The sequence below is a fragment of the Burkholderia cepacia complex sp. TUM26381 genome (assembly GCF_057439935.1).
On the sequence record NZ_CM172007.1, the window covers coordinates 306,530 to 325,729 of the forward strand.

The following is a 19,200-nucleotide window of genomic DNA, read 5'->3' on the forward strand; positions in this document are numbered from 1 at the left end:
CATGCCGTTTGCCCTTCTTGCTGCCCTCCGTCGACCATGAAACGTTGCCTCGTCCCGCTGGTTTCCCTGTGCCTTGGCCTGGCGGCCACGTCCGCGTCTGCGCTCGACGCGCACGTGGTGCGCCTCGGCATCGATCCGACCTATCCGCCGATGGATGCGAAGGCGCCCGACGGCAGCCTGAAGGGCTTCGACGTCGATCTCGGCAACGAGATCTGCCGCCGCGCGCAGTTGCGCTGCCAGTGGGTCGAGCTCGAGTTCTCCGGGATGATCCCTGCGCTGCAGGCGCGCAAGATCGACGCGATCCTGTCGTCGATGGCGATCACGGAGAAGCGCGAGAAGCAGATCCTGTTCTCGTCGAAGCTGTTCCGCTTCAAGTCGCGGCTCGTCGCGCGGCCCGAGAGCCGGCTCGGCAGCACGACCGCGTCGCTGGCCGGCAAGCGCGTCGGCGTGCAGTCGGGCACGCAGTTCGAATCGTGGGCGCTCGCGCACTGGGCGCCGGCCGGCGTCAGCGTGGTGCCGTACAAGAGCCAGGACGACGTGTTCGCCGATCTCGTGAACGGCCGGCTCGACGCGGCGCTGCTCGGCACGGTGGAAGCCGACTACGGGTTCCTGCGCCAGCCGCGCGGCAAGGGCTTCGCATTCGTCGGCGCGCCGCTCGACATGGGCGATCGCGGCGTCGGCATCGGCATGCGGCAGTCGGATACGGCGCTGAAGGCGTCGATCGACGGCGCGATCGCATCGATGCTGAAGGACGGCACGTATGACCGGATCGCGAAGCAGTACTTCGATTTCAATCCGTACGGCGACTGAGCGTCGTGCAGGCCGATTTCCCCGATTCCTCCGATTCACCCGTTTTCATCCGTTCGAGACCGTCGATGCAGATTCGCACCACACCGCTCCTGTCGCCGTCGATCGGCACGCAGCGCACGCTGACGAGCTTTCATTTCGGGCCGGCCGATGCCGGCCGCAAGATCTACCTGCAGGCCGCGCTGCACGCGGACGAGACGCCCGCGATGCTCGCGGCGTTCGTGCTGAAGCAGCGTCTCGCGCAGCTCGATGCCGAAGGCCGGCTCACGGCCGAGATCGTGCTCGTGCCGGTGTCGAACCCGGTCGGCCTCAATCATCATCTGCTCGGGCAGTTCATCGGCCGCTTCGACCTGGCGAGCGGCCGCAACTTCAATCGCGGCTTCCTGCCGCTCGCGGAGATCGCCGCGCGCTCGCGCGACCGGCTCGGCGACGACGGCGAGCGCAATCGCGCGATCGTGCGCGAATGCGTCGGCGCGGCGCTCGACGATATCGCGCCGCGCACCGAATTCGATGCGCTGCAGCTTGCGCTGCTGAAGCTGTCGCACGACGCCGACGTCGTGATCGACCTGCATTGCTCGCTCGAAGCGGTGATGCATGTGTACACGAGCGATACCGCCTGGCCGGACATCGAGCCGCTCGCGCGTTATCTCGGCGCGGAAGTATCGCTGCTCGCCGAGGATTCGGGCGGGCACGCATTCGACGATGCGCATCACCTGCTGTGGTCGCGGTTGCGGCAGCATCTGCCGGAAGGCACGCCGATGGCGGCCGGCGCCGTGGCCGTGACGGTCGAGTGCCGCGGCCAGCGCGACGTGACGTATGAACATGCGCAGCGCGATGCCGGCGCGCTCGTCGACTATCTCGTCTGGCGCGGCGCGGTGCAAGGCGAACGCACGCCGCTGCCGCCGCTGGCCGCGCCGGCCACGCCGCTCGCGGGCAGCGAGCAGTTCTACGCGCCGGTGAGCGGGATTCTCGTGCACCGCGCGGCGATCGGCGCGACGATCCGCGCCGGCGATCCGCTGTTCGACATCGTCGATCCGCTGACGGATGCGATCACGACGATCTCGAGCGCGACCGACGGCGTGTTCTACATGCGCCGTGCGATCCGCTTCGTGACCGCCGGCGCACCGCTCGGCCGCGTGACGGGCACGGTGCCGGTGCGCACGGGGATGTTACTTGGGGCGTGAATGGCGCGCGCGGAACCTGACCCGTACGAAACCGGCGAGAAATGTCGGGTTCCTCAAATAATCAATCGCCGCATGATGTCGGTTTGCGCCGGGTCGGCCGATTTCCCGCAGCCGGCGAGGCGGGCTGCATTGTCGGTGGGGACAATCATGATCGGCCGCGATTCCCCGCCGCCCGCTTGCCGGCCTTGCCGCGCGCCGTTGTCCTGCCGTTGCGCCCGCCCGCGTTCGAAAACATCTTCATGTCCCGCAGGATGCCGCGCAGCAGCGTATCGGCTGCCACCCCGAGCGTGCGGCCGGCCTTGACCAGCAGCCGCGCGTTGGCTGCCTCGAGCAGCGGATGGGCGACGGGAAGGGCGACGAGTTCTCCCGCCTCCAGTTCCTGATACGCGGCGAACGCGGCGAGCAGCGTGACGCCGCTGTTGCGCTTGACGAAGTGGCGCAGCACGGCGAGCGAGTTGGTGGTGAGCGTCGGGTGGAGCTGGATGTTCTCCGCGTAGGCGAGCATCTGCACTGCCTGCCCGAGACCGAACGCCGGCGGCATCAGCGCGAGTGGATATTCGGCGAGTTCGCGTACTGCGACTGGCCGGCCCCGCACGGCGAGCGGGTGCCCGGGATGAACGAGCGCCACCACGGGCTGCGGCGCGGTGGCGACGTACTCGATATCCGGATGCGCCGGGGGATTGTAGGCGAGGCCGATATGCGCGCGGCTCTCGGCGACTTCCTGGAGCAATTTGCTGACCGGCAGGAGATCGACGGTGACGTCGAGCTTCGGATAGCGCGCGCAGAAATCGGTGAGCACCTCGTCCATCAGGCAGTCGATATAGCCTTCGCTGGTGGCGATGCGGATCTGGCCGTGTTGCAGGCCGTGCAGCGCCTGCAGGCGGTCTTCGAACAGTTCCTGCTGGGAGCGGCAGCCGTGCCAGTACTCGAGCAGGTGCGCCGCGGCTTCGGTCGGCTGCACGCCGCGAGGCTGGCGCTCGAACAACGGGGCCCCGATTTCTTCCTCGAGCAAGCGGATCTGCCGCGTGATGACGGACGGCGACGTGTTGATGCTGTCGGCCGCGCCGCGGATGGAGCCGTGCGTCAGGACTTCATGGAAATAGCGCAGGCGGCGCTGGTTCAGTTCGCGCATGGTGTCGGTCCGTTGGCCGGTGAAGTGTTGCTCGTTGAGCAACGATAACTCGCTTAGGTTGCTCTTGCGCTGCTTTTTCGTCTCCTCGACGATTCGAACGGAGTCGAACATCGATGCGGGATTTGAAGCAATACGCCCTAAAGGAGAGCGCATGTCCGCCATTCCATCCCCTCAAGCCCCGGTCGCGCCCGACAGCCCGGCGCATCAGGCCCTGTACCGCAAACTGAACTGGCGCCTGCTGCCTTTTCTGCTGCTCTGCTACACGTTCGCCTATCTCGATCGCGTGAATATCGGGTTCGCCAAGCTTTCGATGCAGAGCGACCTGGGTATTTCCGATGCGGTGTACGGGCTGGGCGCGGGCATCTTCTTTCTCGGCTATGTGCTGTTCGAGATTCCGAGCAACCTGCTGCTGCCGCGGATCGGCGCACGCAAGACCATCAGCCGGATCATGGTGCTGTGGGGCCTGACGTCGGCCGGCATGATGTTCGTCCATGACGAGACCACGTTCTACGCGATGCGCTTCCTGCTCGGCGTGTTCGAGGCCGGCTTCGCGCCCGGGATGATCTTTTACCTGACCTACTGGTATGGCCAGCGCCGCATGGCCGGCGTGATGGCGGTCGTCATGCTCGCCGGCCCGATCGGTGGCGCCTTCGGTTCGCCGCTGTCGGCATGGCTGATGACCGGGCTGGCCGGTGCCCACGGCCTGGCAGGCTGGCAGTGGATGTTCGTCGTCGAAGGCCTGCCGTGCGTGCTGTTCGGCGTGCTCGCACTCAAGGTCCTGTCCGACCGGCCGGCCGACGCGAAGTGGCTGACCGACGACGAGAAGCGGATGCTCGCCGCCGAGCTGCACACCCCCGGCGCCGGTCATCACTCGTTCGGACAGGTGTTGCGCGACCCGCGCGTGTACCTGCTGGCGTTCGCCTATTTCACGATCATCTGCGGGATCTACGCGGTGAGTTTCTGGCTGCCGTCGATCCTCAAGGCCGACGGCGTGACCGATACGATGCAGATCGGGCTGTACTCGATGATCCCGTACGTCTGCGCCGCGATCGCGATGGTCGTCATCGGCCGCCGGTCGGACCGCCGCGGCGAGCGCCGTTTCCACAGCGCGGTGCCGGCCCTGATCGGCGCGATCGCGCTGGCCGTGGCGACGACGGCCAACGGCAATCTCGTCATTTCACTGGTCGGCATGACGATCGCCACGTCGATGATCTGGGCCGCGTACACGGTGTTCTGGGCGATTCCGTCGCAATACCTGAAGGGCGACGCCGCCGCGGGCGGCATCGCGTTGATCAATACGATCGGCCTGATCGGCGGCTTCCTGAGCCCGACCATCATCGGTGCGATCCACTCGGCGACGGGCAGCATGGCAGCCGGCCTGCTGGTCATGGTCGCGCTGCTGGTCGCGGGCGCCGCGGTGCTCGTGGCGAACCGGCTTCCCGCACCGCACGACGCATTGGCGACGGCGTGACGTCGCGCTCGCGCAAGCGTCCGCGACATCCATCGCGGTGCGGGACTGACGGCGCTTTGTGCCGGTGCATTGACTCATTACTTCCGGAGACACGTTTTTGAACACGCGCATTTTAATCGCCGGCTTTCAGCATGAAACCAATACGTTCGCGCCGTCGAAAGCCGCTTACGCAAACTTCGAGCGCGGCGAGGGCTTCCCGGCCATGGTGCGGGGCGACGACGTGCTCGCGCTGCGCGACGTCAACATTCCCGCGGGCGGATTCATCGTCGCGGCGGAGCGGCGCGGCTGGACCCTGCTGCCGGTCATCTGGGCGGGCGCAAGCCCGTCGGCCCACGTGACCGAGGACGCGTTCGAGCGCATTGCCGGCGAAATCCTTGCGGCGGTTCGCAACGGAGGCTACGACGCCGTGTACCTCGACCTGCACGGCGCGATGGTCGCGGAGCATGCCGACGACGGCGAAGGCACGTTGCTGGAGCGCGTGCGCGCCGCGGTCGGCCCGGCCGTGCCGGTGGTCGCGTCGCTCGACCTGCATGCCAACGTCACCGCGAAGATGCTGCACGAGGCCGACGCGCTGGTCGCCTTCCGCACCTATCCGCATGTCGACATGGCCGAGACCGGCGAACGCGCGGCCGTGCTGCTCGAGCGCCTGCTCGTCTCACGGGCGGCGGGTGGTCGCCCGCTGCATCGCGCGGCGCGCCGGCTGCCGTTCCTGATCCCGATCAACGGCATGTGCACGCTGCTCGAACCTTCGCGCGGCATGTATGCGCAGCTCGCGGCGCTGGAAACCGGGGCCGTGGCGTCGTTGTCGTTTGCGCCGGGTTTTCCGGCGGCCGATTTTCCGGAATGCGGCCCGGTCATCTGGGGTTACGGCGACGACGCCGTGTCGGCCGAGGCAGCCGTGCAGGCGCTCTACGATAGGATGCTGGCGGACGAGGCCGCGTGGCAGGTGCCGTTCCTGTCGCCCGATGCCGCCGTGCTCGAAGCGATGCGGCTTGCCGAGGGGGCCGGCAAGCCGGTCGTCATCGCCGATACGCAGGACAACCCCGGCGCGGGCGGCGACTCGAACACGACGGGCATGCTGCGGGCGTTGCTGCGCAACGGCGCACGCGATGCGGCGATCGGCCTGATCTGGGATCCGGCGGCCGCGGCGGCGGCCCATCGCGCCGGGGTCGGTGCGTTCATCGAGGTGGCGCTCGGCGGTGTCTCCGGCGTGCCCGGCGACGAGCCGTACCACGCGCGTTTCGAGGTCGTGAACCTGTCCGACGGCATCTGCCGGTATGACGGCCCGATGATGAACGGCATGCGCGCGGATATCGGGCCGGTTGCCTGCCTGCGGATCGACGGCGTGCTGATCGTGGTGAGCAGCGGCAAGGCGCAGATGCTCGACCGCAATCTCTATCGCGTGGGCGGCGTCGAGCCGGAAGCGATGCGCATCCTCGTCAACAAAAGCTCCGTGCACTTTCGCGCCGATTTCCAGGGCATCGCCCACGCGGTGCTCGTTGCCGCGGCGCCGGGCCCGATGACAGCCGATCCGGCCGAGTTGCCATGGACCCGGCTGGCTCCGGGCATCCGGATGAAGCCGGCAGGAGCGGCATTCACCGGCAACGGTTGAAGCGCGGCACGCCGTCGACGCGTGGCCGGGCGGGCGCGATGTGCGCACCCGGCCACGTCGCTCAACCGCGCCGTGCAACCAGCTCCGATACCGTCTGCGCGGCCTGCTGCAGCGGCCCGAGAAACTCCTTCACCATCTGCTTCGCGGTATGCCGCTGCGCGTTGCCGCTGATGTTCATCGCCGCGATGATCTGCCCGCGCCGGTTGCGGATCGGCGCGGACAGCGACATCAGGCCCACTTCGAGTTCCTGGTCGACCACGGCCCAGCCCTGCTGGCGCACCTGCGCGATGGTCGCCTTCAGCTCGCCGAGATCCGTGATCGTGCGCGGCGTATGCGCGCGGATGCCGCTCTGCGCGAGCGTTTCGTCGAGCGCCGCGTCGTCGAGCGCGGACAGCAGCACGCGGCCCATCGACGTGCAGTACGCGGGCAGCCGGCTGCCGATCGACAGGTTGATCGTCATGATCTTGTGCGTCGGCACGCGCAGCACGTAGACGATCTCGGTGCGGTCGAGCACGGCCGCCGAGCAGCTTTCGTGGATCTGTGCCGACAACTGCTCCATCACCGGATCGGCGAGATTCCAGAACGGCATCGACGTGAGATACGCGAAGCCGAGCTCGAGGATCTTCGGCGTGAGCCGGAACAGCCGGCCGTCGGCTTCGACGTAGCCGAGCGTCTGCAGCGTGAGCAGGATCCGGCGCGCGCCCGCGCGCGTGAGCCCGGTGGCCGATGCAACCTCGGTGAGCGTCTGCTCGGGGCGTGCCGCGTCGAACGCGCGGATCACCGCGAGGCCGCGTGCGAACGACTGTACATAGGAGTCGCCGGGTTTCGTCTGAGTGTCTTCGGTTGTCATGAGCGCCTGGAATGTCGTGCAGCCGAGAAGATAGCGCATGGGGCCTGACACGCCAACCGCGCGGCGGACCGCGCGCTTGACAGGTCGTCCCTGCACTCCCTATGATGCGTTGAACGTTCGATACACGATCTTATGTTCGTATATAGAACATTTAAGCGCATCCCGGCGGGCAATGCAAGGGGCGCGCCCTGTTCATTTCCCAGCCTTCATGGGACCGGAGACACTGATGACCGAAGCTTTTCTGTGTGATGCGATCCGTACGCCGATCGGGCGTTACGGCGGCGCACTGTCCGGCGTGCGCGCCGACGATCTGGGCGCGGTGCCGCTCAAGGCGCTCGTCGAGCGCAACCGCGACGTCGACTGGACGGCGATCGACGACGTGATCTACGGTTGCGCGAACCAGGCCGGCGAGGACAACCGTAACGTCGCGCGCATGTCGGCGCTGCTCGCGGGCCTGCCGCAGGGCGTGCCGGGTTCGACGATCAACCGCCTGTGCGGTTCCGGGATGGATGCGGTCGGCGTGGCCGCGCGCGCGATCAAGTCGGGTGAAGCCGCGCTGATGGTTGCGGGCGGTGTCGAGAGCATGACGCGCGCACCGTTCGTGATGGGCAAGGCCGCCAGCGCGTTCGCGCGTCAGGCCGACATTTACGATACGACGATCGGCTGGCGCTTCGTCAATCCGCTGATGAAACAGCTGCACGGCGTCGACTCGATGCCGGAGACGGCCGAGAACGTCGCGGTCGACTACAACATCAGCCGCGCGGATCAGGACCTGTTCGCACTGCGCAGCCAGCAAAAGGCCGCGCGGGCGCAGCAGGACGGCACGCTGGCCGATGAAATCGTGTCGGTCACGATTCCGCAGAAGAAGGGCGACCCGGTGGTCGTGTCGCGCGACGAACATCCGCGCGAGACGTCGCTCGAGACGCTCGCGAAGCTGAAGGGCGTCGTGCGCCCGGACGGCTCGGTGACGGCCGGCAACGCGTCGGGCGTCAACGACGGCGCCGCCGCGCTGCTGCTCGCGAACGAAGAAACCGCGAAGCGCTTCGGCCTGACGCCGCGTGCACGCGTGCTCGGGATCGCGACGGCTGGTGTGGCACCGCGCGTGATGGGCATCGGCCCGGCGCCGGCCACGCAGAAGCTGCTCGCGCGGCTCGGGATGACGATCGACCAGTTCGACGTGATCGAGCTGAACGAGGCATTCGCGTCGCAGGGCCTCGCGGTGCTGCGCATGCTGGGTGTCGCCGACGACGATCCGCGCGTGAATCCGAACGGCGGCGCGATCGCGCTCGGCCATCCGCTCGGCGCATCGGGCGCGCGTCTCGTGACGACCGCGATGTACCAGCTGCATCGCACGAACGGCCGCTTTGCGCTGTGCACGATGTGCATCGGCGTGGGTCAGGGCATCGCGATCGCGATCGAACGCGTCTGATCAGTGTGACGAGGTGAAGCGGCCGGACCTGTGCCGCTTGACTGCTGTTGCGCTTCGCAACGATGGGCGGCACGAGGATTCCCGTGCCGCCCATCGTCGTTAACCGGCTTCCGATAGCTGCCCGAGGCGCGCGTCGAGCGCGCCGATCTCGGTGTCCGCGAACACCTCGATGCCATGCTCGCGCAGCAACGCCGCCGTGACCCCGACGCCCGCATGCCGCCGGTTCCCGAAACTCCCGTCGTAAATGAACGTGCTGCCGCACGACGGACTGCCGTCTGCGAGGATCGCGAAGCGGCAATCGTGCGCCTGCGCGATGGCCAGCGCGGTGTGCGCGCCGGAAACGAACGGCGCCGTCACGTCGGTGCCGTTCACGTCGACGATGCGTGCCCTGCCCGACAGAACCTGCGCTCCCGATTCGCCGCCGGCGATTTCGGCGGGCGGGCGCGGCACGCTGAAGCCGCCCGCCAGTTCCGGGCAGACGGGCACGAGACGCCCTTCACGCTGCCACCGTTCGAGCGCGTCGTGCGCGGCGGTCTTCGCCGAGCCGTTGTAACGGACCGGATGGCCGATCACGCACATGCTGACGAGAATCTTCGGCGTGGCTTGCGGTTGCGGGTCGTTCTTCAATGTCGTGCTCCGTGATGGCGGATGGCGGTTGAGGCAGAGCGGGAAATTCTACGCTTCACCCGCGTGCCGGGCGGTCAGGCCGCCGGTCCTTCCAGATGAATGTCCTCGGGCTCGAGCGCGTAAAGCTCGGGGTCGGGCGCCGGGCTGACCGTGAAGCCGAGCCGCAGGTAGAAGTCGATCGTGCGCTGCGACGGCGTGGCCGACACGTACAGGCGTTCGGCGCCCATCGCGCGCGCCTGCGCCCGGGCCGCGTGATAGAGCTGTTCGCCGAGCCCGCAGCCGCGCCAGTCGTGGCTCACGTGCAGGAACTTCAGTTGCAGCATGTCGCGTCGCGGGCCGAGCGGCCGGCTGTCGACGACGACCGCCGCGACGAGCCTCGCGCCGTCGAACCTGCCGAGAAACCAGCCGCCGCGATCATGGCAGTCGAGCAGGATCGGCGTGTAGTGGTCGGCTTCGCCGTCGGGCCAGCCGGCTACGTCGTAGAACTCCGGCACGCGGCGCAGCGTGCCGTCGCGCAGCACGTACAGGTGCTCGATGATCTCGCGCCGGTCGATGGTCCACACGAGCGGCACGTCGTCGCGCGCAAGGAGGCGGGCGGACAGCGCGTCGCGTTCGGCGGCTGTGCGGCGCATCATGCGGCCACCCGGTGCGCGGCGATCGCGTACATCAGCGGCAGGCGCGGCATGCCGTCGGGCGGCACCATCCGGTGGCCTTCGAGCTCGCGCATGCCGTCGAAACCCTTCCAGCCGTTCGCGTACGGATATTCGTTCAGGCGGTCGATCGCGAGCCCGGCCGACACGAGCGCATTCACCACGTCGCCGATGCCCCACATGAACTCGTAGCTCGGATGCGGGTTCGCGAAATCGACGACGCCCGGATGGTCGTGCTGCGTGCCGAGCCCCGTGCCGGAAGCCGCGACGTAATCGCCGACACCTGCGGGCTCCTCGGTCGCGTCGCCCTTGAAGTAGTCGTAGTGCGGCTGCCAGTGTTCGTCGAAATACAGCGCGAACGGATGGAACTCGACCATCGCGAAGCGGCCGCCCGGCGCGAGCAGCGCGGCGATGCCGCGCGCCCATGCGGCCAGGTCCGACAGCCAGCAGATCGCGCCGTACGACGTGAACACGCGATCGAAGCGCTCGCCGCGCGCGGCGGCGTCGGGCATCCAGTCGAGCACGTCGGCGCGCTCGAACCGTGCGGGCAGCCCCGCATCGGCCGACAGTTGCCGCGCGAACGCGATCGCCTCGTCGGAGATGTCGACGCCGGTTGCGTCCGCGCCGTCGCGCACGAGGCTCAGCGTGTCCTGTCCCGCGTTGCATTGCAGATGCAGGAGCCTCAGGCCCGCGAGATCGCCGAGCAGTTCGCGCTCTTCCGGAAACAGCGTCGAGCCGCCGTTGCGGAAAAACGCGGCCTGATCGCCTTTGTGGCTGTTATGCGCGACCGTCGCCGTATTCCAGGACAGCCGATTCAGTTCGTGCAATGCCTTTTTCATTGAATTCGAATTACGGTGGAATGGGGCCGGATAGGCCAAATTGTCTCGCCGCGTGCAACGGATGCCGGCATTGTCAAGCGGTACGGGGCTTTGTGACAAGCGGATAAACGCGCGCGGAGATTATCGCCGGATTATTTGATCGAAATCATGGCAATGGCCCGATTGCATATTTTATGCGCGACAGGATTAAGGTTTTCCGACGAATTGCCGACAGTAAGGACGAGACCGTCGTAAAGCGATCAACCGTTTTTCGGCTACTGAGCGTGATATCAACGCGGCGCGGACAACAGATCCGCCTTTCGGAGCCTTGCATGCGCAATAACCAGCCCGTTACCCAACAGGAATTCGATTTTCCCGACGACGTCACGCTGATGTCGACGACCGATGCCGACAGCTATATCACCTACGCGAACACGACGTTCGCGCAGGTAAGCGGCTTCTCGAACGAGGAGCTGGTCGGCCAGCCGCACAATGCCGTGCGCCACCCCGACATGCCGCGCGAGGCGTTCGCCGACATGTGGGCGACACTCAAGCGCGGCGAGCCGTGGACCGCGCTCGTGAAGAACCGCCGCAAGAACGGCGATCACTACTGGGTGCGTGCGAACGCGATTCCGGTGATGCGCAACGGCGAGCCGCAGGGCTACATGTCGGTGCGCACGAAGGCGCCGAGCGACGAGACCGCGGCCGCCGACGCGCTGTATCGCGCGTTTCGCGAAGGCAAGGCCGGCCAGCGCCGGTTTCACAAGGGGCTCGTGATCCGCACCGGGCTGCTGCGCATCGCGTCTCTGCCGCAGACGATGTCGGTGCGCGCGCGCGTTCATTCGGCGCTGTGCGTGCTGGCGCCGGCGGTCGTCGGCGCGGGCTGGGCATGCGGGCTGTCCGGCGGCGGGCTCGCGGTGTTTGCCGGCGTGACGGCCGGCGTGGCGGCCGCGGCGGGCTGGTGGCTCGACGCGCAGATCGTGCAACCGCTGAAGCGGCTGCACGAGCAGGCGCTGAACGTCGCGACGGGTGAAAGCCGGCGCGGCGTGCGGATGAACCGCGTCGACGAGATCGGCATGACGCTGCGCACGATCAACCAGCTCGGGCTGATGTTCCGCTGGCTCGTCGACGACGTCAGCGAACAGGTGCACAACGTGCAGCGCGCGAGCAACGAGATCGCGCAGGGCAACAACGACCTGAGCGCGCGCACCGAGCAGGCCGCATCGAGCGTGCAGGAGACGGCCGCCTCGATGGCCGAGATGACGGCGACCGTGTCGAGCAATGCGGAGACGGCGCTGCAGGCGAATCAGCTGTCGGTTTCCGCGAGCGACGCGGCCGAGCGCGGCGGGCAGGTGGTGAGCGAGGTCGTCACGACGATGAGCGACATCACCGACAGCTCGCGCAGAATCGCCGACATCATCGGCGTGATAGACGGCATTGCATTCCAGACCAACATTCTTGCGCTGAACGCGGCGGTCGAAGCCGCGCGTGCGGGCGAGCAGGGGCGCGGTTTCGCGGTGGTCGCGGGCGAGGTGCGCGCGCTCGCGCAGCGCAGTGCGAACGCGGCGAAGGAGATCAAGACGCTGATCGGCGCGAGCGTCGAGCGGGTCGAGTCGGGCGCGCGGCGCGTGGACGAGGCGGGCAGGACGATGGAGGATATCGTCACGCAGGTGAAGCGCGTGTCGGACCTGATCGCGGAGATCAGCTCGTCGACGGCCGAGCAGAGCACGGGTGTCGCGCAGGTGGATCAGGCGGTCGTGCACCTGGACAACATCACGCAGCAGAACGCGGCGCTCGTCGAGCAGAGCACGGCGGCGTCGGAGAGCCTGAAGCAGCAGGCGACGCGGCTGGTGGATGCGGTGAACGTGTTCCGGTGATGGGCGGAAACGGGTGAGGCAGGAGGCGGGCGGCCCGCATTGCGCGGGCTGGCTGCGTCATTGCGCGTCGGGTACCGGATTCAGGTTCGGGCAACAGTGGCCGGGGCATCCTGGACTGACGTCCGCTTCGGCGCGTCGCCCGGATTGACCGAACTCGTCCAGCTTGAGAATTTTCCCTGCCAAGGCGCGTTGCTCACCCCGGATCGAATGCTGATCCAGGACCGCCATCACGTTTTGCGCCCGTCGCGTTCGGTTGGTTCGGCCCGTCCGATCGGCCATACCGTATCGATGATCGGAAAGCGCTTGCGCATGTCGCTCGGCCCTACCGACAACCTCGACAGTTCGGTCGGAGAAATCGCACTTGCATCAGCATCGAAAACAATTCGGATCGAGGTGAAACGCTCAATCTGGCGGCTTGCGGCGAAATGAGAAATGAGCAATGAGACTCGAGTGAACGTCACGCGCGATATGACGTATCGGCTGACAGCGCGTCGAATTCCGGCGCGCGGAGCGGGGCAATATCGCGCATATCAAGATGACGCGGGCACAACGGAGAGGGACGCCGGCCCGCGTCGGACCGCCCGGTTCCGGCCGGGCGGTCAGGGCCTGTCGCCGAAGCGGCAGGCCCTGAACCGTCAGACGGCCAGGCAGAGGTACTTGATCACGACGTAGTCGTCGATGCCGTAGTGCGAGCCTTCGCGGCCGAGGCCCGACTGCTTGACGCCGCCGAACGGCGCGACTTCGTTCGAGATCAGCCCCGTGTTCACGCCGACCATCCCGTATTCGAGCGCTTCCGCCACCTTCCACACGCGGCCGATGTCGCGGCTGAAGAAGTAGGCGGCCAGGCCGAACTCGGTGTCGTTCGCGAGACCGATCACTTCTTCGTCGCTGCCGAACTTGAACAGCGGCGCGAGCGGCCCGAACGTCTCTTCCTTCGCGACCTTCATCGCCGGCGTGACGCCCGTCAGCACGGTCGGCTCGAAGAAGCCGTGGCCGAGCGCGTGGCGCTTGCCGCCCGTCACGACGGTCGCACCCTTCGCGAGTGCATCCTCGATGTGCGCCTCGACCTTCAGCACGGCCGCTTCGTTGATCAGCGGTCCTTGCGTGACGCCCGGCTCCGTGCCGCGGCCGACCTTCAGCTGGCCGACGGCTGCCGCGAGCTTCTGCGCGAACTGGTCGTACACGGCTTCATGCACGTAGAAGCGGTTCGTGCACACGCAGGTCTGGCCGCTGTTGCGGTACTTCGACGCGATCGCGCCCTGCACGGCCGCATCGAGGTCGGCGTCGTCGAACACGATGAACGGCGCGTTGCCGCCGAGCTCCAGCGACACCTTCTTGACCGTCGCCGCGCATTGCGCCATCAGCAGGCGGCCGACCGGCGTCGAGCCGGTGAACGACAGCTTGCGCACGATCGGGTTCGACGTCAGTTCGCCGCCGATCGCCTTCGGGTCGCCCGTGACGACGCTGAACACGCCGGCCGGCACGCCCGCGCGCTCGGCCAGCACGGCCATCGCGAGTGCGGAGAACGGCGTCGCTTCCGCCGGCTTCACGACGATCGGGCAGCCTGCCGCGAGTGCCGGGCCGACCTTGCGCGTGATCATCGCCGCCGGGAAATTCCACGGCGTGATTGCCGCGCACACGCCGATCGCTTCCTTCGTCACGACGATGCGCTTGTCGCTCGCCGGCGTCGGGATCGTGTCGCCATACACGCGCTTGCCTTCTTCCGCGAACCACTCGAGGAACGATGCGGCGTAGCCGATCTCGCCCTTCGCTTCGGCCAGCGACTTGCCTTGCTCGGTCGTCAGGATCAGCGCGAGGTCGTCGGCGTTTTCCATCATCAGGTCGTGCCACTTGCGCAGGATGACCGCGCGTTCCTTCGCGGTCTTCTTGCGCCACGCCGGCCATGCGGCGTTCGCGGCGTCGATCGCGTGACGCGTCTCGGCCGTGCCCATTGCCGGCACGGTGCCGAGCAGGCCGCCCGTCGCCGGGTTGCGGACTTCGAACGTCTCGCCGTTCGTTGCGCCTTGCCATTCGCCATTGACGTACGCCTGCTGGCGGAACAGCGACGGATCTTTCAGTGCCAGGGTTTCCTGAACGGTGCTCATATGCATCGCCTGCTTTGAAAAGGACGGATAAGGACGGAAGAAAACGGCCGCCGCCGTCTTCACGACGGCGGCGGCGCATTCAGTTGACGTGGACGGGAACTCAGGCCGGCACGCCGACCGTTTCCTTCAGCACTTCCTCGAGGATCACGAGCGCTTCGTCGAACACGGCTTGCGTGATCGTCAGCGGGAACAGGAAGCGCACGACGTTCGAGTACACGCCGCACACGAGCAGCAGCAGGCCGCGCTCGAGCGCACGCGTCTGCACGCGCTTCGTGAACTCGGCATCCGGCTCGCCCGAACCCGGCTTCAGGAACTCGACCGCGATCATCGCGCCCGGGCCGCGCACGTCGGCGATCTGCGGCACGTCGGCCTGCAGCGAATTCAGCTTCGCCTTCAGCACGTCGCCGAGTTGCGTCGCGCGGTCGCACAGCTTCTCTTCGTCGATGATCTCGAGCACCGCATGTGCCGATGCGACGGCCAGCGGGTTGCCCGCGTACGTGCCGCCGAGGCCGCCGGGCGCTGCCGCGTCCATCACGTCCGCACGGCCGACGACGCCCGACAGCGGCATGCCGCCTGCCAGGCTCTTCGCCATCGTGATCAGGTCGGCCAGCACGTCGTAGTGCTGCATCGCGAACAGCTTGCCGGTACGCGCGAAGCCCGTCTGGACTTCGTCGGCGATCAGCAGGATGCCGTGTTCGTTACAGATCTTGCGCAGGGCGCGCACGAATTCGGCCGGCGCCGGGTTGAAGCCGCCTTCACCCTGGACCGGTTCGAAGATGATCGCGGCAACGCGCTTCGGATCGATGTCGGCCTTGAACAGCATCTCGATCGCCTTGATCGAGTCGGCCGTCGTCACGCCGTGCACCGCGTTCGGGTACGGGGCGTGGAACACGTCGCCCGGGAACGGGCCGAAGTTCAGCTTGTACGGGGCGACCTTGCCGGTCAGCGCCATGCCCATCATCGTGCGGCCGTGGAAGCCGCCCGAGAACGCGATGACGCCCGGACGGCCGGTCGCTGCACGCGCGATCTTGATCGCGTTCTCGACGGCTTCGGCGCCGGTCGTGAAGAACGCGGTCTTCTTCGGGAAGTCGCCCGGCGCGCGGTCGTTGATCTTTTCGGCCAGTTCGACGTACGACGCGTACGGGACGATCTGGTAAGCGGTGTGCGTGAAGTTGTTCAGTTGATCCGCGATCGCCTTGACGATCTTCGGGTGGCGGTGGCCCGTGTTCAGCACCGCGATGCCGGCGGCGAAATCGATGAAGCGGCGGCCTTCGACATCCCACAGTTCCGCGTTCTCGGCGCGGGCTGCGTAGAAATCGCACATCACGCCGACGCCGCGCGGGGTGGCGGCGTTCTTGCGGGCCTGCAGGTCGGCATTCTTCACGGTCATCTCCTTGATGTTCTTTCCGGTGAGTAGAAAATCGGGCGCCTTGGCAGCCCATGCAGGGGACTATAATCACATTTGGCTCTGGCAATCAGAGCCATTTCAATAAATATTCAGGAGCCAATCATGCGCGCGAGCGTGTTGTCGGACTGGCTGGCGCAGCGCCTCGTGCGCGGCGGCGAGCAGCCGATCTACCGGCAGCTTCACCGGCTGCTGCAACAGGCGATCCTGTCGCGCGAACTGCCGGCCGGCACGCGCGTGCCGTCGTCGCGGCTGCTGGCCGCCGAGCTCGGAATCGCGCGCAACACGGTCACGCAGGTTTACGAACAGCTTGCGCTCGAAGGCTATGTGAACTCGGCGACCGGCCGCGGCACGTTCGTCGCCGACAGCGCGCCGGACGAGATCGTCGGCGCAACGCCCGACGCGGCGGCCGGCCCGGCCGTCGTGGTGCCGTCCACGCGGCGGCTGTCGGCGCGGGGTTCGCGGCTGGTCGACGGCGCCGGCGTATCGAAGCGCCAGGGCGGCGCGTTCATGCCGGGCGTGCCCGATGTGTCGCGATTTCCGGCACGCGTATGGACGCGGCTGCACAACAAGTACTGGCGGCGCCTGCGCCCCGACCTGCTGACCTACGCGCCGGGCGGCGGGCTCGCGCTGCTGCGCGAGACGCTGGCCGACTACCTGCGCACGTCGCGCTCGGTGCGCTGCACGCCCGAGCAGATCGTGATCACCACCGGCATCCACCAGTCGATCGACCTCGCGGTGCGGCTGCTGACCGATCCGGGCGACGCGATCTGGACCGAGGACCCGTGCTACTGGGGCGTGCGCAGCGTGCTGAACGTGTCGGGGCTGACCACGCGGCCGATTCCGGTCGACGACGAAGGCATTGCGCCGTCGGCCGCCGATCTCGCCGAACCGCCGAAGCTGATGCTCGTCACGCCGTCGCACCAGTATCCGCTCGGGATGGTGATGAGCCTCGCGCGGCGCCGGATGCTGCTCGAATACGCGCGCCAGCACGGCTGCTGGATCATCGAGGACGATTACGACAGCGAATTCCGCTACGGCAGCCGGCCGCTTGCGTCGCTGCAGGGCCTCGATACGGCCGGGCAGGTGATCTATGTCGGCAGTTTCGGCAAGACGCTGTTCCCGGGGCTGCGGGTCGGCTATCTCGTCGCGCCGGAGCCGCTCGCGGAAAGCTTCGCGACCGCGAGCGCCGAGCTGTATCGCGAAGGGCAGTTGCTGCAGCAGGCCGTGCTCGCCGAATTCATCGCGGAGGGGCACTTCGTGTCGCATATCCGCAAGATGCGCACGCTGTACGGGCAGCGCCGCGAGGTGCTGCTCGACGCGGTCGCGCACCGTTACGGCGACACGCTGCAGGCGCTCGGCAGCGATGCGGGGCTGCATCTCGTCACGCAGCTGCCGGAGGGCGTCGACGATCGCGCGGTTGCGCAGGCCGCGCTCGAACGCAACATCGTCGTGCGGCCGCTGTCCGGTTACTACGCGGATCGCGCGCGCGCGGCGTCGGGGTTGCTGCTCGGCTATGCGTGCGTGCCGGAGGACGAGATCGCGACCGCGTTTGCGACGCTCGCCGAGGCGATCGACGAGCGGGCGTTCGGCAAGGTGATCGAGGTGGCCTGAGCGGCACATGCCGCTGCCGTATCGCGCGGGTATGGCCGTCGTTGTACCCGGCCGGGCCATGCGCTCCGCATCGCGTAGAGCATGTACGTGACGTAGCGCCGCCGAACCTCAATACCCGATCCACACCGCGAACGTCAGCGCGACGCACGACAGCGCGAGCAGGATCGCGAACAGCGGCAGCACGAAGCGGATCCACGCGCCGAAATCGACGCGCGCGGTCGCGAGATAGGCGAGCAGCATGCCGGAAGTCGGCGTGACGAGATTCGTCAGCCCGCCGCCGAGCACGAACGCGAGCACCGACGTCTGGCCGCTCACACCGGACAGCTGCGCGATCGGCCCGATGATCGGCATGCTCACCGCGGCCTTGCCCGACACCGACGGAATGAACACGTCGAGCACCATCTGCACGCCCATCAGCCCGTTCGCGACCCACACCGGCGACTGCCCGTCCGCGAGCCGCGTGAAGAAATTGATCAGCGTGTCGAGCACGAGGCTGTTCTGCAGCAGCAGTTCGACCGACGCGGCGAGCCCCATCAGCAGCGCCGCGAGCATCATGTTCTTCATCCCGTCGACGAATGCATCGGCCGCGCTGCGCGAATCGAGCCGGCCGATCGCGGCCGTCGCGATGCTCACGGCCGCGTAGAACGCCGCGAGTTCGACGTTGCCCCATTTCAGTTCGCGCGTGCCGTAGATCAGCATCGCGACGGCCGCGGCGAACACGACGAGCGTCGCCTTGTGGCGCAGCGACAGCTTCGCGGCCGCGTGCGCGCTGTGACCGGCGGCCGTTTGCCCGGCGCGATAGCCGGTGTTGCGCACATGGCGCAGCAGGTACAGGATGCCGATCGTCAGGAATACGACGAATACGGCCGCGCGCAGCGCGACGCCGCTGAACAGCGGCACGCCGACGAGCGGTTGCGCGACGGCGAGCGCGAGCGGGTTCGTGACCGACGCGATGTAGCCGATCTTCGCGGCGAGCGCGACGAGCGCGACCGCGTACAGGTCGGAGAGCCCCAGGCGCCGCGCAATCACGACGACCATCGGAATGATCACGAGGTACTCGGAGATGAAGCCGAGCAGCGTGCTGCCGAGCCCGATCAGGATCATCAGCATCGGCGTCAGCAGGTACGCGTTGTTGCCGGTCAACTGCAGCAGCCGGTCGATGCCCGCATCGACGACGCCCGTGCGGCGCATCACGCCGAACATCCCGCCGACGAACATCACCATCACGATCAGCGGCGCGTTCTTCAGCAGCCCCTGCGGCACCACGACGAACGCGGATACGAGGCTCGCCGGCATGGCCTGTGCGGGCGTGCTGTGGCTGACGGCCGGCGCGACGAGCGTCGACAGGTCGGTCGTCTTCGGCACCACGTGATAGGTGCCCGGCACGACGAGCCGGCCGTTGCGCTCGAAGTGGCCGGAGTCGACGATCCACGTGAGCGCGATCGCGGCGGCCAGTACCCACAGCATCATCACGACCGGGTGCAGCATCTTGCCGTGCGGATGCGGTGCGTGGCCGGCGGGGGCGGCCGGATCGTCGGCCGCGCGCGCGGCGGGGTCGGCGCCGTGCGCGCCGGCCGGGTTCGGGGAAGAGGCGGACATCGGATCCTCGTCGAAGAAGG

The 19,200-nt window shown here is 67.6% G+C and carries 16 protein-coding genes; 8 read left to right on the top strand and 8 right to left on the bottom strand.

Annotation, left to right across the window (positions count from 1 at the left end; translation table 11 throughout):
* Nucleotides 1-36 precede the first annotated feature (36 nt).
* Together ACWMMN_RS18245 and ACWMMN_RS18250 are read left to right on the top strand one after the other, a co-directional pair.
* Nucleotides 37-810 (top strand): transporter substrate-binding domain-containing protein, encoded by a 774-nt coding sequence (locus ACWMMN_RS18245; RefSeq protein ID WP_059238748.1) that lies wholly within the window; start codon nucleotides 37-39, stop codon nucleotides 808-810.
* Nucleotides 811-875: 65 nt separating this feature from the next.
* Nucleotides 876-1,991, top strand: coding sequence for a succinylglutamate desuccinylase/aspartoacylase family protein (locus ACWMMN_RS18250; RefSeq protein WP_059238749.1), 1,116 nt, complete (start codon nucleotides 876-878; stop codon nucleotides 1,989-1,991).
* A gap of 145 nt (nucleotides 1,992-2,136) precedes the next feature.
* Here ACWMMN_RS18250 and ACWMMN_RS18255 read toward each other — a convergent pair whose 3' ends face one another.
* Complete coding sequence (locus tag ACWMMN_RS18255; protein ID WP_059240888.1) at nucleotides 2,137-3,123, bottom strand: LysR family transcriptional regulator; 987 nt, start codon at nucleotides 3,121-3,123, stop codon at nucleotides 2,137-2,139.
* A gap of 151 nt (nucleotides 3,124-3,274) precedes the next feature.
* On the opposite strand from ACWMMN_RS18255, the gene ACWMMN_RS18260 reads away from it, so the two are divergent.
* Together ACWMMN_RS18260 and ACWMMN_RS18265 are read left to right on the top strand one after the other, a co-directional pair.
* Nucleotides 3,275-4,594, top strand: coding sequence for an MFS transporter (locus ACWMMN_RS18260; RefSeq protein ID WP_256087114.1), 1,320 nt, complete (start codon nucleotides 3,275-3,277; stop codon nucleotides 4,592-4,594).
* A gap of 97 nt (nucleotides 4,595-4,691) precedes the next feature.
* Nucleotides 4,692-6,206, top strand: coding sequence for a M81 family metallopeptidase (locus ACWMMN_RS18265; RefSeq protein ID WP_059238752.1), 1,515 nt, complete (start codon nucleotides 4,692-4,694; stop codon nucleotides 6,204-6,206).
* Between the two features lie 61 nt (nucleotides 6,207-6,267).
* Here the strand turns inward: ACWMMN_RS18265 and ACWMMN_RS18270 are convergent, their stop codons facing one another.
* Nucleotides 6,268-7,056 carry an IclR family transcriptional regulator gene (locus ACWMMN_RS18270; RefSeq protein ID WP_059240889.1) on the bottom strand — a complete coding sequence of 263 codons (789 nt, stop codon included), beginning with the start codon at nucleotides 7,054-7,056 and terminating at the stop codon, nucleotides 6,268-6,270.
* A 226-nt stretch (nucleotides 7,057-7,282) separates the two neighbouring features.
* Between ACWMMN_RS18270 and pcaF the strand changes: the two genes are divergently transcribed.
* On the top strand, nucleotides 7,283-8,485 hold the full coding sequence (gene pcaF, locus ACWMMN_RS18275) for a 3-oxoadipyl-CoA thiolase (RefSeq protein ID WP_059238754.1): 1,203 nt from the start codon (nucleotides 7,283-7,285) through the stop codon (nucleotides 8,483-8,485).
* 99 nt (nucleotides 8,486-8,584) lie between these two features.
* Here pcaF and ACWMMN_RS18280 read toward each other — a convergent pair whose 3' ends face one another.
* The 3 genes from ACWMMN_RS18280 to ACWMMN_RS18290 all read right to left on the bottom strand — a co-directional run bounded on the left by ACWMMN_RS18280 (nucleotide 8,585) and on the right by ACWMMN_RS18290 (nucleotide 10,601).
* A complete protein-coding gene (locus ACWMMN_RS18280; RefSeq protein WP_486424116.1) occupies nucleotides 8,585-9,064 on the bottom strand; it encodes a 2-thiouracil desulfurase family protein in 480 nt (159 codons plus the stop codon).
* Nucleotides 9,065-9,186: 122 nt separating this feature from the next.
* Nucleotides 9,187-9,747, bottom strand: coding sequence for a GNAT family N-acetyltransferase (locus ACWMMN_RS18285; protein WP_174993742.1), 561 nt, complete (start codon nucleotides 9,745-9,747; stop codon nucleotides 9,187-9,189).
* Nucleotides 9,744-10,601: a class I SAM-dependent methyltransferase gene (locus ACWMMN_RS18290; RefSeq protein ID WP_174993741.1), complete on the bottom strand. Its 858-nt coding sequence runs from the start codon at nucleotides 10,599-10,601 to the stop codon at nucleotides 9,744-9,746. Before ACWMMN_RS18290 ends, ACWMMN_RS18285 begins: the two co-directional genes overlap by 4 nt.
* A 311-nt stretch (nucleotides 10,602-10,912) precedes the next feature.
* Between ACWMMN_RS18290 and ACWMMN_RS18295 the strand changes: the two genes are divergently transcribed.
* Both ACWMMN_RS18295 and ACWMMN_RS18300 read left to right on the top strand, forming a co-directional pair.
* Nucleotides 10,913-12,457, top strand: a complete 1,545-nt coding sequence (locus ACWMMN_RS18295; protein ID WP_059238761.1) for a methyl-accepting chemotaxis protein — start codon at nucleotides 10,913-10,915, stop codon at nucleotides 12,455-12,457.
* Nucleotides 12,458-12,601: 144 nt separating this feature from the next.
* The gene (locus tag ACWMMN_RS18300; RefSeq protein ID WP_340625638.1) at nucleotides 12,602-12,886 is read left to right on the top strand and encodes a hypothetical protein; all 285 of its coding nucleotides are present in this window, start codon (nucleotides 12,602-12,604) and stop codon (nucleotides 12,884-12,886) included.
* Nucleotides 12,887-13,092: 206 nt separating this feature from the next.
* Here the strand turns inward: ACWMMN_RS18300 and gabD are convergent, their stop codons facing one another.
* Nucleotides 13,093-14,562, bottom strand: a complete 1,470-nt coding sequence (gene gabD / locus ACWMMN_RS18305) for an NADP-dependent succinate-semialdehyde dehydrogenase (protein WP_174993736.1) — start codon at nucleotides 14,560-14,562, stop codon at nucleotides 13,093-13,095.
* A gap of 100 nt (nucleotides 14,563-14,662) precedes the next feature.
* Nucleotides 14,663-15,952 (bottom strand): 4-aminobutyrate--2-oxoglutarate transaminase, encoded by a 1,290-nt coding sequence (locus ACWMMN_RS18310; RefSeq protein WP_059238763.1) that lies wholly within the window; start codon nucleotides 15,950-15,952, stop codon nucleotides 14,663-14,665.
* A gap of 120 nt (nucleotides 15,953-16,072) precedes the next feature.
* Here ACWMMN_RS18310 and pdxR point away from each other — a divergent pair, with 120 nt between their 5' ends.
* Entirely contained in the window at nucleotides 16,073-17,581 is a 1,509-nt protein-coding gene (gene pdxR / locus ACWMMN_RS18315) for a MocR-like pyridoxine biosynthesis transcription factor PdxR (protein WP_174993734.1), read from the top strand.
* Between the two features lie 108 nt (nucleotides 17,582-17,689).
* Here pdxR and ACWMMN_RS18320 read toward each other — a convergent pair whose 3' ends face one another.
* Nucleotides 17,690-19,180 (bottom strand): YfcC family protein, encoded by a 1,491-nt coding sequence (locus tag ACWMMN_RS18320; protein ID WP_059238769.1) that lies wholly within the window; start codon nucleotides 19,178-19,180, stop codon nucleotides 17,690-17,692.
* Between the last annotated feature and the right edge of the window lie 20 nt (nucleotides 19,181-19,200).

Excerpts from the sequence above, each read along its gene's own strand:
- ACWMMN_RS18250 (WP_059238749.1), top strand. The coding sequence starts at position 876 with ATGCAGATTCGCACCACACCGCTCCTGTCGCCGTCGATCGGCACGCAG.
- ACWMMN_RS18310 (WP_059238763.1), bottom strand. The coding sequence starts at position 15,952 with ATGACCGTGAAGAATGCCGACCTGCAGGCCCGCAAGAACGCCGCCACC.
- ACWMMN_RS18260 (WP_256087114.1), top strand. The coding sequence starts at position 3,275 with ATGTCCGCCATTCCATCCCCTCAAGCCCCGGTCGCGCCCGACAGCCCG.
- ACWMMN_RS18280 (WP_486424116.1), bottom strand. The coding sequence starts at position 9,064 with ATGTGCGTGATCGGCCATCCGGTCCGTTACAACGGCTCGGCGAAGACC.
- pdxR (WP_174993734.1), top strand. The coding sequence starts at position 16,073 with ATGCGCGCGAGCGTGTTGTCGGACTGGCTGGCGCAGCGCCTCGTGCGC.
- ACWMMN_RS18255 (WP_059240888.1), bottom strand. The coding sequence starts at position 3,123 with ATGCGCGAACTGAACCAGCGCCGCCTGCGCTATTTCCATGAAGTCCTG.
- ACWMMN_RS18285 (WP_174993742.1), bottom strand. The coding sequence starts at position 9,747 with ATGATGCGCCGCACAGCCGCCGAACGCGACGCGCTGTCCGCCCGCCTC.
- gabD (WP_174993736.1), bottom strand. The coding sequence starts at position 14,562 with ATGAGCACCGTTCAGGAAACCCTGGCACTGAAAGATCCGTCGCTGTTC.
- ACWMMN_RS18290 (WP_174993741.1), bottom strand. The coding sequence starts at position 10,601 with ATGAAAAAGGCATTGCACGAACTGAATCGGCTGTCCTGGAATACGGCG.
- ACWMMN_RS18320 (WP_059238769.1), bottom strand. The coding sequence starts at position 19,180 with ATGTCCGCCTCTTCCCCGAACCCGGCCGGCGCGCACGGCGCCGACCCC.
- ACWMMN_RS18245 (WP_059238748.1), top strand. The coding sequence starts at position 37 with ATGAAACGTTGCCTCGTCCCGCTGGTTTCCCTGTGCCTTGGCCTGGCG.
- ACWMMN_RS18270 (WP_059240889.1), bottom strand. The coding sequence starts at position 7,056 with ATGACAACCGAAGACACTCAGACGAAACCCGGCGACTCCTATGTACAG.
- ACWMMN_RS18295 (WP_059238761.1), top strand. The coding sequence starts at position 10,913 with ATGCGCAATAACCAGCCCGTTACCCAACAGGAATTCGATTTTCCCGAC.
- pcaF (WP_059238754.1), top strand. The coding sequence starts at position 7,283 with ATGACCGAAGCTTTTCTGTGTGATGCGATCCGTACGCCGATCGGGCGT.